This window comes from Nitratireductor rhodophyticola (assembly GCF_019891355.1).
Taxonomy (GTDB): domain Bacteria; phylum Pseudomonadota; class Alphaproteobacteria; order Rhizobiales; family Rhizobiaceae; genus Nitratireductor; species Nitratireductor rhodophyticola.
In genome coordinates this window covers 372,783-386,115 of sequence record NZ_JAHSSF010000002.1, presented here as the reverse complement: position 1 = coordinate 386,115, position 13,333 = coordinate 372,783, and the positions used below count along the sequence as shown (strand labels likewise).

Annotated in this window: 11 protein-coding genes; 6 read left to right on the top strand and 5 right to left on the bottom strand. The window is 61.4% G+C overall.

The window, feature by feature from the left end; translation table 11 throughout:
• Positions 1–37: 37 nt before the first annotated feature.
• Positions 38–1,852: an N-acetylglutaminylglutamine synthetase gene (gene ngg, locus KUG85_RS07565; RefSeq protein ID WP_223004740.1), complete on the bottom strand. Its 1,815-nt coding sequence runs from the start codon at positions 1,850–1,852 to the stop codon at positions 38–40.
• A gap of 3 nt (positions 1,853–1,855) precedes the next feature.
• Positions 1,856–3,631: an N-acetylglutaminylglutamine amidotransferase gene (locus tag KUG85_RS07560; protein WP_223004739.1), complete on the bottom strand. Its 1,776-nt coding sequence runs from the start codon at positions 3,629–3,631 to the stop codon at positions 1,856–1,858.
• Between the two features lie 90 nt (positions 3,632–3,721).
• Between KUG85_RS07560 and KUG85_RS07555 the strand changes: the two genes are divergently transcribed.
• Both KUG85_RS07555 and hemA read left to right on the top strand, forming a co-directional pair.
• Positions 3,722–4,222 (top strand): MarR family winged helix-turn-helix transcriptional regulator, encoded by a 501-nt coding sequence (locus KUG85_RS07555; RefSeq protein ID WP_223004738.1) that lies wholly within the window; start codon positions 3,722–3,724, stop codon positions 4,220–4,222.
• 135 nt (positions 4,223–4,357) lie between these two features.
• The gene (gene hemA / locus KUG85_RS07550) at positions 4,358–5,635 is read left to right on the top strand and encodes a 5-aminolevulinate synthase (RefSeq protein WP_223005221.1); all 1,278 of its coding nucleotides are present in this window, start codon (positions 4,358–4,360) and stop codon (positions 5,633–5,635) included.
• Positions 5,636–5,736: 101 nt separating this feature from the next.
• On the opposite strand, the gene mscL is transcribed toward hemA, so the two are convergent.
• Positions 5,737–6,153, bottom strand: a complete 417-nt coding sequence (mscL, locus tag KUG85_RS07545; RefSeq protein ID WP_007009495.1) for a large conductance mechanosensitive channel protein MscL — start codon at positions 6,151–6,153, stop codon at positions 5,737–5,739.
• Between the two features lie 303 nt (positions 6,154–6,456).
• On the opposite strand from mscL, the gene KUG85_RS07540 reads away from it, so the two are divergent.
• Positions 6,457–9,945 (top strand): PAS domain-containing hybrid sensor histidine kinase/response regulator, encoded by a 3,489-nt coding sequence (locus tag KUG85_RS07540; protein WP_223004737.1) that lies wholly within the window; start codon positions 6,457–6,459, stop codon positions 9,943–9,945.
• Positions 9,946–9,972: 27 nt separating this feature from the next.
• Here KUG85_RS07540 and KUG85_RS07535 read toward each other — a convergent pair whose 3' ends face one another.
• Positions 9,973–10,650, bottom strand: coding sequence for a response regulator transcription factor (locus KUG85_RS07535; protein ID WP_007009497.1), 678 nt, complete (start codon positions 10,648–10,650; stop codon positions 9,973–9,975).
• 179 nt (positions 10,651–10,829) lie between these two features.
• Between KUG85_RS07535 and KUG85_RS07530 the strand changes: the two genes are divergently transcribed.
• Positions 10,830–11,204 (top strand): hypothetical protein, encoded by a 375-nt coding sequence (locus KUG85_RS07530; protein ID WP_223004736.1) that lies wholly within the window; start codon positions 10,830–10,832, stop codon positions 11,202–11,204.
• Positions 11,205–11,321: 117 nt separating this feature from the next.
• Here KUG85_RS07530 and KUG85_RS07525 read toward each other — a convergent pair whose 3' ends face one another.
• A complete protein-coding gene (locus KUG85_RS07525) occupies positions 11,322–11,759 on the bottom strand; it encodes a hypothetical protein (protein ID WP_223004735.1) in 438 nt (145 codons plus the stop codon).
• 136 nt (positions 11,760–11,895) lie between these two features.
• Here KUG85_RS07525 and KUG85_RS07520 point away from each other — a divergent pair, with 136 nt between their 5' ends.
• Both KUG85_RS07520 and KUG85_RS07515 read left to right on the top strand, forming a co-directional pair.
• Positions 11,896–12,243, top strand: coding sequence for a DUF952 domain-containing protein (locus KUG85_RS07520; protein WP_223004734.1), 348 nt, complete (start codon positions 11,896–11,898; stop codon positions 12,241–12,243).
• Positions 12,240–13,331 carry a quinone-dependent dihydroorotate dehydrogenase gene (locus tag KUG85_RS07515; RefSeq protein ID WP_223004733.1) on the top strand — a complete coding sequence of 364 codons (1,092 nt, stop codon included), beginning with the start codon at positions 12,240–12,242 and terminating at the stop codon, positions 13,329–13,331. The genes KUG85_RS07520 and KUG85_RS07515 overlap by 4 nt, the downstream gene beginning before the upstream one ends.
• Positions 13,332–13,333: the final 2 nt, after the last annotated feature.

Below are 13,333 nucleotides of genomic sequence, written 5' to 3'. Positions count from 1 at the left end.
GGATTGCTCGATTGCAGATGCCGCCCGGGGAGAGGATCTAAGCCCTGGGAGCCAGTGCCCTTTCCGCCGATTTCACGCCGGAGCGCGGGAAAAGCAGGTCGACGAAGCGTTCGGCGGTCGGTTGCGGTTCATGGTTCGCAAGGCCTGGCCGTTCATTGGCTTCGATAAAGACATAGTCTGGCTGACCGGGCGACCGGACCATAAGGTCAATGCCGACAACCGGAATGTCAATGGCACGCGCTGCTGTACAGGCTGCCTTCACCAGATCCGGATGCACCTTCTCCGTAACGTCGTGAATGGAACCGCCGGTGTGGAGGTTTGCCGTCTTGCGCACCACGACCTCCTCGCCTTCCGGCAGCACACTCGACAATTCATACCCGAGGGCGGCAACGCAACGCCGGGTCTCGTCATCAATGGGGATTCGGCTTTCGCCGCCCGTTGCGGCAGCGCGCCGGCGCGACTGTTTTTCGATCAGTTCCCCGATGGTCTTGTGACCGTCGCCCACCACGCGCGGCGCACGGCGCACAGCCGCCGCTACGAGGCGATAGTCGATGACGACCAGGCGCAGATCCTCGCCTTCAAAACAGGCCTCCACCAGAACGCGGTCGGAAAGCTCACGGGCGATGCGTATGGCGCTCTTCATCTCGTCCAGCGTTTCAAGACCGACGGCAACGCCCTTGCCCTGCTCGCCGCGTGCCGGCTTCACAACGACGCGCCCATGCTTCTTCAGGAATGCGCCAAGGGCCTCATCGTCATCAACCGCTTCCATCTGCTCCGGCACGATCAGCCCCGCGCGCTCCACCACGCGGCGCGTGACCGCCTTGTCGTCACAGATCGACATGGCGACCGCCGAGGTCAGTTCAGAGAGGCTCTCGCGGCAGTGAATCGAGCGGCCACCAAACGACAGGCGGAAAAACCCGCCTTCGGCATCCGTCACATCCACCGCCACACCGCGCCGGTGAGCCTCGTCCACAATCAGCCGCGCATAGGGATTGAGAAGGTCGAAATCCGCGGGCGGATGGGTGAAGAGCTTTTCGTTGATGGGGTTCTTCCGCTTGACGGCGAACACCGGAACACGATGGAAACCGAGCTTCTCATAAAGCGCAATGGCCTGATCATTGTCATGCATGACCGAGAGATCCATGAAGCTCGCCCCCCGGGCGGCGAAATGCTCGGCCAGCCGCCGCACCAGCATCTCACCCACCCCTGCATGACGGCATTGCGGATCGACCGCGAGGCACCAGAGGGAGGAGCCGTTTTCGGCGTCCTGAAACACGCGGCGGTGATCGACCCCGGTTACCGTGCCCAGAATGTCTCCGGTCTGATCGTCCTCGGCGACGAAATATGTGATGGCGCGACTGTCTCGGTTGGTCCAGAAGAAATCCGGCCGCACGGTGACCATGCCGCGGCTCTGATAGATGGCGTTGACGGCGTTTGCGTCCGCCTCCGAGGTCAGCCGCCGGATAAAAAAGCCGCGTGGCTGACGCCGGCTCGGGCGATAGGTCGCAAGATCGAGCCGGTAGGTGTGCGACGGGTCGAGAAAGAGTTCCTGCGGCGCCATGGACAGGAGCACATGCGGGTCGCGGATATAAAAGGCGATGTCGCGCCGGGCCGGGCCCTCGTCCCCCAGCGCGCCGGCGAGTTCTTCATTTGTCTCGAAGGTCTGGGCGAAGAGAAGCCGCCCCCAGCCGAGTTCCAGAGAGACCGACCTGTCCTGTTGTTCGGCGGATTGATCGGCCGGGGCGCTGGTCGGCTTCATGGTCTCGCTGCGCAGGCGCTTCAGACGGTAGCCGAGCGCCTTGTCGCTGCGCCCGCGCGAGGCGCGCAAAGCCACATCCTCTTTCTTGGCCATCGGTCATACCCCGTGGGTTTGCAGCCAGAGTTCGAGCAGCCCTACCTGCCAGAGTTCAGAGCCACGCAGCGGCGTGATGTGATCGGCCGGCGCGGCGTAGAGCGTGTCCAGATACTCCTGACGGAAGAGGCCGCGTTCGCGTGCGGATTGCGAGGATAGCGCATCGCGCACCATATCGAGATAGGGCCCATCGACATATTTGAGCTGCGGCACCGGGAAATAGCCCTTCTTCCGGTCGATCACCTCATGCGGGACCACCTGCCTTGCAACTTCCTTCAGCACGCCCTTGCCACCCTGTTTGAGCTTTTCCTCGGGCGGAATGCGGGCCGCAAGCTCCACCAGCTCATGATCAAGGAACGGCACCCGCGCTTCAAGCCCCCAGGCCATGGTCATGTTGTCCACCCGCTTGACCGGGTCATCCACGAGCATGACGGTGGAATCGAGCCTCAGCGCCGCATCGACCGGCGTGTCGGCACCTGCCCGCGTGAGGTGAGCCGCCACCAGTTCGCGGCTCGCATCGCGGTCGGCGATCCATTCGGGCGCGAGCTGTCTGGTCAGCGTTTCGTGCGACCGGTCGAAGAAGACCTTCGCATAGTCACCCACCACATCGTTGGAATTCATCAGCGGCGGATACCAGTGATAGCCACCGAAAATCTCGTCGGCGCCCTGCCCCGACTGCACGACCTTGATGTGTTTCGAGACTTCCTTGGAGAGGAGATAAAAACCGACATTGTCGTAGGAGACCATTGGCTCCGACATGGCAGCGAACGTGCCGGGAAGCGCGTCCATCAGGCCGGCCGAGGGCACGAAGATCTTGTGATGATCGGTGCCGAATTCCTTCGCTATCAGATCGGAATAGACGAATTCGTCACCCTTTTCGCCATTGGCCTCCTCGAAACCGACGGAGAAGGTCATGAGACCCTTCTGGCCGGCCTCGGCGAGAAGCCCGACGATGAGGCTGGAATCCACACCTCCAGAAAGCAGGACGCCCACCGGCACGTCGGCCACCATGCGGCGTTTGACGGCGAGATGCAGCGCTTCCATCGTGCGGTCACGCCATTCGTCCGGAGAAAGAAGGGCCGTATCGGGATCGCGCGCGAAGGGCGGATCCCAGTAGATCCGATCCCGCTGGCTGCCATCGGCTTCGATGATCCGGATGGTGGCAGGCGGCAGCTTCTTCACGCCGTTCAGGATGGTTCGCGGCGGGGGGACAACCGCATGGAACGTCATGTAGTGATGCAGCGCGTGGCGGTCGATGGACGTGTCCACCTCACCCGCCGCCAGCAGGGCCGGCAGGGACGATGCGAACCGAATGCGCTCCGGCGTCTCCGCCAGGTAAAGCGGCTTGATGCCAAACCGGTCGCGCGCCATCACCACGCGGCCCGTTTCACGCTCGCGCAGCACGAAGGCAAACATGCCATGGAAGCGGGTCACACATTCCTCACCCCAGGCATGCCAGGCTTTCAGAATGACTTCGGTATCGCCGGTGGAGAAGAAGCGGTAGCCCCTGCCCTCCAGTTCCGCACGTAGCTCGGGATAATTGTAGATGCAGCCGTTGAAGGCGATGGTGAGCCCAAGCTCCGCATCCTCCATCGGCTGGCGTGCCTTTTCCGACAGGTCAATGATTTTCAGCCGCCGATGCCCGAAGGCCGCGCTGCCATGAATGACGGCGCCCGCGCCATCAGGCCCGCGCGGCGCAAGACAGTCCATCATTTTCGAAAGAGCGACAGGTGAGGCAGGGCGGCCATCAAGCCGCAGTTCTCCGCAGATTCCGCACATGGATAGCGATCTGATCCCTTGTTCGTCGTTGCGTCGGAGCGTATTTTAGTTATAGTTATAACTATTAGATGTCAAATTAATGGCGTCAGCATGAGCTTTAAGAAGACAACTGACAAGGTCACCAACAGGTTCCGCGACGATGAGTTACGGGGCGTGGAAAAATGCATCCGCCGGATCGTCCGTGCCAACGATGTGCAGTCCCGGGCGCTTGCAAAGCAGATCGGGCTCACGGCGCCGCAGCTCATTACCCTCAAGGCGATTGCCGCACTTGGGGAGGTCACGACCACTGTCCTGTCGGCCCATATCGATCTGAGCGCTGCGACCGTGATCACCATCCTCGACAATCTGGAAGCACGGCAACTGGTCGAGCGCTACCGCTCACGCAATGATCGCCGCGTGGTCCACACCCGCCTCACACCGGAAGGCGCCGCGCTGTTGACGCGGGCGCCGGAACCGATGGGCGACGCCTTCGCCCGGCGTTTCGCAGACCTCTCTCCGGAGCACCGCAGCCAGCTCATCCTGGCCCTGACAGCCATTGCCGACATGATGGCACCGGGCGAGGGCCCGCCGAAAGACACGCTCCCGCACTGACCAGTGCCTCCCCTCTCGGATTGAATTTGATCGAGCGCAAGGCGATGTCACGCAGACGTGTCAATTTGCCCGAAACACGCAATGGACGCAGACGGGGTGCGCGATTATGATCGCGCCGCACAGCAGGAAGGTTCAATGAATTACCAGCGTTTTTTCTCAGAAGCGATCGATCAACTTCACGCTGAACGCCGCTATCGCGTCTTCGCAGATCTCGAGCGGATCGTCGGTGCGTTTCCGCGCGCGCTGTGGCGCTCCGGTGAAGAAACGCGTGAAATTACCGTCTGGTGCTCGAATGACTATCTGGGCATGGGCCAGCATGAGAGCGTGATCTCGGCCATGCAGAAGGCGGCCGGCTCAATGGGCGCAGGTGCCGGCGGCACGCGCAACATTTCCGGCACCAATCACCCGCTGGTGGAGCTCGAAGCCGAGCTTGCCGACCTGCACGGAAAGGAAGCCGGCCTCGTCTTCACATCGGGTTTCATCTCCAATGAAGCCTCCATCTCCACCATCGCCCGCCTCCTTCCCAACTGCCTGGTTCTTTCCGACGAGCTGAACCATGCTTCGATGATCGAGGGCGTGCGCCGCTCTGGCGCGGAGAAGAAAATCTTCCGGCACAACGATGTTGCGCATCTGGAAAGCCTGCTCAGGGATGCCGACCCCGGCCGGGCAAAACTGATCGTTTTCGAATCCGTCTACTCCATGGACGGCGATATCGCGCCCATCGAGGCGATTGCCGATCTCGCCGACAAGTATAATGCGATGACCTATATCGACGAGGTTCACGCCGTCGGCATGTATGGCGCGCGGGGCGGTGGCATCACGGAGCGCGACGGCCTTGCGCAACGCATGGATGTTATCGAGGGCACGCTGGCCAAGGGCTTTGGCGTGATCGGTGGCTATATCACCGGCTCCACCGCCGTTATCGACGCGGTGCGCTCCTACGCGTCCGGGTTCATATTCACGACCGCCCTGCCACCGGCCATCGCGGCTGCGGCCACCGCATCGATCCGCCACCTGAAGACCTCCTCGGTTGAGCGCGAAGCGCAGCAGCGCCAGGCCCAGCAGACCAAGGACAAGCTTCTCGCAGCCGGTCTGCCGGTGATGCCGTCGCAGACCCATATCGTTCCGCTGCTCGTGGGCGATCCCGAACTGTGTAAGCAGGCCACGGATCACCTTCTTGAAAAGCACGGGATCTACATCCAGCCGATCAACTATCCGACCGTGCCGCGCGGCACGGAACGGCTGCGCATCACGCCGACGCCGTACCATGACGACGCGCTGATCGACACATTGCGCGATGCGCTTCTCGAAACCTGGGAAGCGCTCGGCATTCCCTTCAACGAAGCGGACCAGCCACAGCTGGCGAAATCCGAGCGGGTGGTGTCTCTTCTGGTACCCAAATCCGGCGGCTGACTTCTTTTTCCGAGCAAAAACAATGAGAACGCCGCCGTGATACCCTCCCGGCGGCGTTTTCGGATTTTCCCGGTGTTTTTCGATAAAAAGGCGAAAAAGCCCTATTTTTTCGACAAAAGGTCGCGGATTTCGGTGAGAAGCTGAACATCGGCCGGCGGGGCTTCGGGCTCTGCCGGCTTTTCGGCTTCCTTGCGGCGCAGCGCGTTCACGCCCTTCACCATGAGGAAAATGATCCACGCCAGAATCAGGAAGTTGACGACCACGGTCAGGAAGTTGCCGTAGGCGAACACCGCCCCTTGCTCCCGCGCAGCTTCCAGCGTCGTTGCGGTCACGGTGGACGAAAGCGGCATGAAATAGTTCGAAAAATCGAAACCGCCAAAAATGGCGCCGATGACCGGCATGATAATGTCATCGGTCAACGATTTCACAATAAGACCGAACGCGCCGCCGATGATCACGCCGACCGCGAGGTCCATCACATTGCCCCGTGCAATGAACTCCCGAAATTCTTTCATCATAAGGGTATCTCCCCAATCCAGAGCGTTTTCGCCTTTCGTTGAATCGCGAAAGCGCTCTACCTTGTTGTTTTGCGCAATTCCGGACGGAAAACCGGTTCCCACTTTTCCTGGAATTGCCCTGGCTGCAACCCCGGCGACTCAAAGGCCACCAGTACGTGCACAATAGCAGTGCCACAAGTGAGAAGCGCAACAAAAACCGTTCTTTTCACTTCACAGGGCTCATTGGCCGAAAGAAGCATTGGACACGCCACCGGGCCTGTGTTTGCCTTTTGGCGTGCCCCGTGAGGAGGAGAATCGCGACCGGTGCAGGGCTGGGTCATCGCAATCATAGCCGTCGCTTACGTGACGCTGCTCTTCTTCATAGCGAGCGTCGGCGACAATCGCGCCGCCCGCCAGGGAGGGCTCGGCTCGCGCCCCTATATCTATGCGCTCAGCCTTGCGATCTATTGCACGTCCTGGACCTTCTTCGGCTCGGTGGGTCTGGCCTCCGAGCGCGGGCTGGAATTTCTGGCCATCTATATCGGCCCGGTGCTGGTTTTCCTGTTCGGCTTCCCGATCCTCAAGCGCATCATCCGGCTCGCCAAATCCGAGAAGATCACCTCGATCGCCGACTTCCTTGCCGCCCGCTATGGCAAGAGTTTTGCTGTCGCATCCGTGGCCACGCTCATCGCGACGTTTGGTACCGTTCCGTATATTGCCCTGCAGTTGAAAGCGATTTCCGATTCCGTCAGCCTCATGGTCACGCATTACGACGGCGCGCCGCCGGTCATCGATTTTTTCGTGGGCGACATGGCGTTGATCGTCACCTTTCTGCTGGCAATCTTCGCCGTTCTCTTCGGCACCCGTCACGCCGATGCCACCGAGCATCAGGAAGGTCTGGTTCTGGCCGTTGCCGTGGAGACGGTGGTGAAACTAGCGGCCTTCCTCGCGGTCGGCATCGCCATCACCTATTTCTTCTTCGCAGGACCGCTCGACCTGGCGCGCGCCGTGAGCAGCCTTCCCGAAGTGCAAAAGGCCTACACCTACCCCACGTCGCTTGCGACCTGGATAGTGATGACGACGCTGAGCGCTTTCGCCATCATCATGCTGCCGCGGCAGTTCTACGTCACCATCGTGGAAAACCGCAGCACCACGGAGCTCGAGACCGCAAGCTGGCTCTTTCCGCTCTATCTGGTGCTGATCAACCTTTTCGTGATTCCGATTGCCTTTGCCGGTCTGGCGCTCGTCGGCGACAAAGCCAATTCCGATCTCTACGTGCTCGCCCTGCCGCTGCTCGCCGGGCATGATCTTCTTGCCCTGGTCGCCTTCATCGGCGGGCTTTCGGCCGCCACCGCCATGGTCATCGTCGCCAGTGTGGCGCTTTCGATCATGATCTCGAACGACCTGGTGATCCCGCTTTTTCTGCGCCGCCTGCTGCGCCCCGACCACCGAGAGAAGAACGACTGGTCGTCAAGCATTCTCAACATCCGCCGCGCCGCCATCTTCATCATCCTTTTCACCGCGTTTCTTTATTACCGCGAGACCACGCACAACACACGGCTGGCCGCCATCGGCCTCATCTCCTTTGCAGCCATCGCCCAGTTCGCGCCGGCCTTTTTCGGCGGGCTGATCTGGCGCGGTGCGAATGCGCGGGGCGCGCTGCTCGGCATGGGAGCGGGGTTTGCCCTGTGGGGCTACACGCTTCTGTTTCCTTCGCTTGCCCCGCAAGGGACCAGCATCATCACGGACGGTCTCTTCGGCCTGCCGGCACTCAGGCCGCAGGCGCTTTTCGGCACCGTGGCCGAGCCGCTCAATCATGGCGTTCTGTGGAGCCTTGCCGTCAACACGCTGTTCTTCGTACTGGGCTCGCTTTCGCGCGCGGCACAACCGCTCGAACGTATCCAGGCGGCAATCTTCGTGCCCCGCGACACGGGCCCCATCCCGACCCTGCGCCGGTTTCGCACGGCGGTCACCGTCAACGATCTGAAGGACACGATCTCGCGCTATCTGGGCGCAGAACGCACAGAACGCTCCTTTGCCACTTTCGAGGCAACACATGGCGTTCGTCTCAACGGCAACGACCAGACGGGCATCGCCCTGGTGCGCTTTTCCGAACAATTGCTTGCCAGTGCGGTGGGTTCGTCTTCCTCACGGCTCATTCTTTCGCTGCTCTTCCAGCGCAATGACCGCTCACCACGCGATGCGCTCAGACTGCTCGACGATGCCTCCATGGCACTGCAGCACAATCGCGACCTGCTGCAGACCGCGCTCGACCAGATGGAAGAAGGCGTGACCGTGTTCGACCGCGATTTCCAGCTCATCTGCTGGAACCGGCAGTACAGAACGCTCTTCAACCTGCCGGACGAAATGGGCCAGGTTGGCGTCTCGCTCGACCGGTTCGTCAATCTGCTCGCAGTGCGCGGGGAAATTCCCGTCGACGCCTATACGGTGACACTCAACCGTTTCACCGACTTCGGAATGCCCTGGGAGATCAGGCTGCGAAAGAGCGGACGCATCATCGAACTGCGTACCAACCCCATGCCCGACGGTGGCATCGTTGCCACCTACACCGACATCACACCGCGTGTGGAGGCGGACATCGCCCTGAAGCGCATCAACGAGACACTGGAACAGCGCGTGGCCGACCGCACGGCGGAGCTGATGCGGGTCAATGAGGAGCTGGCACAGGCGCAGGTGATCGCCGAAGAAGCCAATCTCGGGAAAACGCGTTTTCTGGCGGCGGCCGGCCACGACATTCTCCAGCCGCTCAATGCGGCCCGGCTCTACTGTTCATCGCTGATGGAACGCGCCGATGGCGGCGAGACACGCGAGTATGTCAGCAACATCGAATCCTCGCTCGATTCCGTGGAAACGATCCTCGGCGCCGTGCTCGACATTTCGCGCCTGGACACCGGGGCGCTGAAACCCTCAGCCAGTGTCTTCAAGCTCGATGGCCTGCTGCGCCAGCTGAGCACGGATTTCATGCCACTGGCTGAAGAAAAGGGGCTGGAGCTGACCATCGTCCCCTCGACGCTCACGGTGAACACGGACCGGAACCTGCTGCGGCGCCTCGTTCAGAACCTGGTCTCCAATGCGATCAAATACACGCCGAGCGGCCGAGTGCTTGTGGGTGTGCGGCGGCGCGGTGCGCTTCTGGAACTCCAGGTGATCGACACGGGCATCGGCATTGCACCCGACAAGCTGAACACGGTGTTCCGTGAATTCACCCGGCTGGAGGAAGGCGTGCGGCAGGCTCAGGGACTGGGCCTTGGCCTCTCGATTGTCGACCGCATCGCGCGGGTTCTGAACATGGAAATACGTCTCGATTCCGAAATTCACGGCGGCACGCGCTTCTCCGTCATCATCCCGACAAGCTCCACCCCTGCCAAGGAGGTCGAGAGACCCGCGCGCCCTGCGGCGGTTCAGCAGACCATGCTGGAGGGATTGCGCGTGTTGTGTATCGACAACGATCCGCGCATTCTCGACGGGATGCGCCGGCTTCTGGAAGGCTGGGGCTGTGCCGTTTCGACGGCGACCGGGTCGGCCACCCTGCCCGATTTTTCGGGCGGAGCGCCCAACATCATCCTGGCCGATTATCATCTCGACAACGAAGTGGGGCTCGATGTGATCGCCGCATTGCGGGCGCGCTATGGAGAAACGATACCGGCAATCCTGATCACCGCCGACCGTTCCAACGAAGTGCGCGCCGAGGCGGAGGCGCTGACTGCCATGGTGCTGAACAAGCCTCTGCGCCCGGCATCGCTGCGCACATTGCTGATGCGCTGCCGCCAGATGCTCGCGGCAGCGGAATAGGCAGGAAGAGCAGAACCGGCGACGGCTTCAGCTTTCCGTTGCGATGGTGTCGGCCCCGATTTTCGACAGGCGGATCACGGCCTGGGTGCGACTGTCTACATCCAGCTTCTGCAACACCGCGGAGACATGCGCCTTGATGGTTGCTTCCGAGACGTTGAGCTCGTAGGCGATCTGCTTGTTCAGCAGCCCTTCCGCCAGCATGCTCAGCACCCTGGTCTGTTGCGGCGTAAGGGTTTGCAGCCGGCGGATGAGATCGGCAATCTCCGGATCGGCCTCGGCGCCCAGATCGATGTCGGCGGGCGTATAGATACCGCCATCAAGGATAGTCTGAACCGCCGTTCGGATCTCGTCCATGCCTGACGATTTCGAGATGAAACCGGACGCGCCCAGTTCCAGCGCCCGCCTGATGGTTTCCGGATCGTCGTGAGCCGACACGACAACGATCGGCACTGCCGGGTTCATTCCGCGAAGCGCAATCAACCCCGACAGACCGCTGACGCCCGGCATGGAAAGATCGAGCAAAACGAGATCGATACTCTCGTCGACCAGCGCTTTCGCGCCTTCAAAGTCGCCTGCCTCCAGTATCCTGCATGCATCGTCGAGTCCGGAAAGAGCGCCCTTCAACGCTCCCCTGAACAGAGGATGGTCGTCGGCGACCAGAAATCTATAGCCCGATGCCAAAAGTCCCTCCCGCGCCTGCGGCATTTTTGTCGTCTTCTTCCGTCGCAGGTTCCGGCGGCGATTATGCGGGGAATAGCCATCATTTCAAGCTCTGCCATAGCCAGACACTCCACCACTCGCCAAAACGCTCGCAGAAGATTTACTTGCCTGCCCCACATCTATGCCACAGACTCGCCGGGAGGGTGAAAACCCGTGAGCCTGCTATGGAGAAAATCCACAAGGTAGCCATACTCTGCATCGGTCGCGCCGTGATGTTCGGCGCCTTTGCCATTGGCCTGGTGATGCTGAGCTTCTCATTCGATCTGGTGCTCGCTTTCAGCGCAGGCGCATTGATGACGCTGATCATGTCCGAGCTTCTGATACTCAAGGCCTACGCGCTTGCGCGACAAAACCCCAGGAAGACCGAGGTCTGGATGCATCTGAAGCCGAATGCGCGCCCGGTCGGCCGTTCGGGCGCAAAAGTGTTCATCGCTATCCTGAAAGACATCTATCTGCGCTTCGCCGTTCTCAGCCTACAGGTTGGCTGCGGCTTCTTCGCCTTCTCAATGTTGCTGCGCATGGCGCGCGCGATCACGTAGAGCGGTCTGCAGTCCGGCGCGCACCACCCAACGTCCGCGCAGATGCGAAAACGTTCGGATATAGTGCTTTAGCGCGATTCCGAGTCGAAAGCCTGTTTGCACTTTTCCCGGAATTGCTCAGGTCCGGTCAGGTGCAGGCGTATCAGGCGACGTCGTCTTTTCTTCCTTCTCGAAATCCTTCACGATTCCCATGAAACGGCGGAAGAAGCGCTCCATCAAACCCAGGGTCTGCTCGAACTCTTCCTCGGACGGCAGGTCCGATGCCGCTTCGGGGGATGCGCTTTCCAGCGCTTCGACCCGCTCCTCGAGGGTTTCGAGCCTGTCCTGAAGCGCGGCGATGTCTTCCTCATAGGCCGTGCGTTCATCGGCCGCCGGCGCACAGACGAGCTGTCCCGACCGCTCGCGGCAGATCGACATGGCACCGGTCTGGGTGTCCATGCGCACATAGCCTTCTTCCGTGCGCTCAAGCCGAAAGCGTTCGGCCTCCTGCGCCATGGCGTTCGCCGTCATGGACAGGATGATCAGCGCTCCTGTCGCCGCGATTGTCTTGCGCATGGGTCTGCTCCGCGTTCATGCATCCGGTGATGAGATCATGCGCAAGGAATGCGCCATAAATGGGATAGACCGCAATCCCCCGAAAACGCCTTTTCGGGCCTTTCGCTGACACTGTATTGCAAGTATAGCCGCTGGCATGGTCCACCTGATCTATAAAATCTGTCCCCGCACGCTCTGGCAGGAAGCCGAGACCGCGGGAGTGTTCAATGGCGCGCCGATCGATCTCGCCGACGGTTATATTCATTTCTCCACGGCGGGGCAGGTCAAGGAGACAGCCGCCAGGCACTTTGCCGGGCAGGACGACCTGCTGCTCGTTGCCGTTGAAGCAGGCGCGCTTGGAAATGCGCTGAAATACGAAATCTCGCGCGGGGGCGCTCTCTTTCCGCATCTCTATGCCTCTCTGCCGCTCGATGCGGTTGCATGGGTGCGGCCCCTGCCGCTGGGCAGAGATGGCCTCCACCTTTTTCCAGAGCTATCAGAATGAAATCGCTGCTCGACAGGATTGCGCGCCAGGCCCTTTTCCGGATGGATTCCGAACGCGCCCACAACCTTGCGATCATGGCCCTGAAAAGCGGCATGCCGCTGGCCCGGCCACCGCAGATCAGCAAACGCCTCAAAACCATAGTGGGCGGGATGGTTTTTCCCAACCCGCTCGGCATGGCAGCCGGCTTCGACAAGAATGCCGAGGCAGCGGACGGCCTGCTGCGGCTGGGCTTCGGCTTCGTGGAATGCGGTACCGTGACCCCGAAGCCGCAGGAGGGAAACCCCAAGCCGCGCCTTTTTCGACTGGAGGAAGACAGCGCGCTCATCAACCGGATGGGTTTCAACAATGACGGCATCGTGGCGGTGCGCGAGCGCATCAGGAGCCGTGCCGGCAGGGGCGGAATTGTCGGCGTGAACATCGGCGCCAACAAGGACAGCACGGATCGCATTGCCGATTATGAGGCGGGCGTGCGTGCCTTTGGCGATGTCGCGTCCTATCTTGCCGTCAACATCTCCTCCCCCAACACGGCCGGGCTGAGGTCGCTTCAGGATCGTGCGAACCTCTCCGAACTCCTTCACCGGGTGATCGAAACACGCAACGAAGTCGCCAGGCTGCGGCGGGCGCCGATCCCGCTGTTCCTGAAGATCGCACCTGACCTCACCGACGCTGCCCTGGCCGACATAGCCGACGAAGCGCTAGGCAAACGCATCGACGGGCTGATCGTCAGCAACACCACGCTTTCGAGAGCCGGCGTCACAAGCCGCCTGGCACACGAGACGGGCGGGCTCTCCGGCCAGCCTCTTTTCGAACGGTCCACAGTCATTCTTGCCAAGATGCGGCTGCTGGTCGGGCCGGCCATGCCGATTATCGGCGTTGGCGGGGTTTGCTCCACTGAAACGGCGCTGGAGAAGATCCGCGCCGGTGCCGATCTGGTGCAGATGTATAGCGGCCTGATCTTCGGCGGCACCTGCCTGCCCGGCAGGATTCTGGAAGAGATGAGCGCATTCGCACAGCGCGAGAACCTCTCTTCGCTGCGTCAGCTGCGCGACACCCGCGTGGACGAATGGGCTGCGCGCCGTCTCGACTGACG

What these genes read in the sequence shown, in the direction of transcription:
- ngg (WP_223004740.1), bottom strand. Translation starts at nt 1,852, where the DNA reads ATGGCCAAGAAAGAGGATGTGGCTTTGCGCGCCTCGCGCGGGCGCAGC.
- KUG85_RS07560 (WP_223004739.1), bottom strand. Translation starts at nt 3,631, where the DNA reads ATGTGCGGAATCTGCGGAGAACTGCGGCTTGATGGCCGCCCTGCCTCA.
- KUG85_RS07555 (WP_223004738.1), top strand. Translation starts at nt 3,722, where the DNA reads ATGAGCTTTAAGAAGACAACTGACAAGGTCACCAACAGGTTCCGCGAC.
- hemA (WP_223005221.1), top strand. Translation starts at nt 4,358, where the DNA reads ATGAATTACCAGCGTTTTTTCTCAGAAGCGATCGATCAACTTCACGCT.
- mscL (WP_007009495.1), bottom strand. Translation starts at nt 6,153, where the DNA reads ATGATGAAAGAATTTCGGGAGTTCATTGCACGGGGCAATGTGATGGAC.
- KUG85_RS07535 (WP_007009497.1), bottom strand. Translation starts at nt 10,650, where the DNA reads ATGCCGCAGGCGCGGGAGGGACTTTTGGCATCGGGCTATAGATTTCTG.
- KUG85_RS07530 (WP_223004736.1), top strand. Translation starts at nt 10,830, where the DNA reads ATGGAGAAAATCCACAAGGTAGCCATACTCTGCATCGGTCGCGCCGTG.
- KUG85_RS07525 (WP_223004735.1), bottom strand. Translation starts at nt 11,759, where the DNA reads ATGCGCAAGACAATCGCGGCGACAGGAGCGCTGATCATCCTGTCCATG.
- KUG85_RS07520 (WP_223004734.1), top strand. Translation starts at nt 11,896, where the DNA reads ATGGTCCACCTGATCTATAAAATCTGTCCCCGCACGCTCTGGCAGGAA.
- KUG85_RS07515 (WP_223004733.1), top strand. Translation starts at nt 12,240, where the DNA reads ATGAAATCGCTGCTCGACAGGATTGCGCGCCAGGCCCTTTTCCGGATG.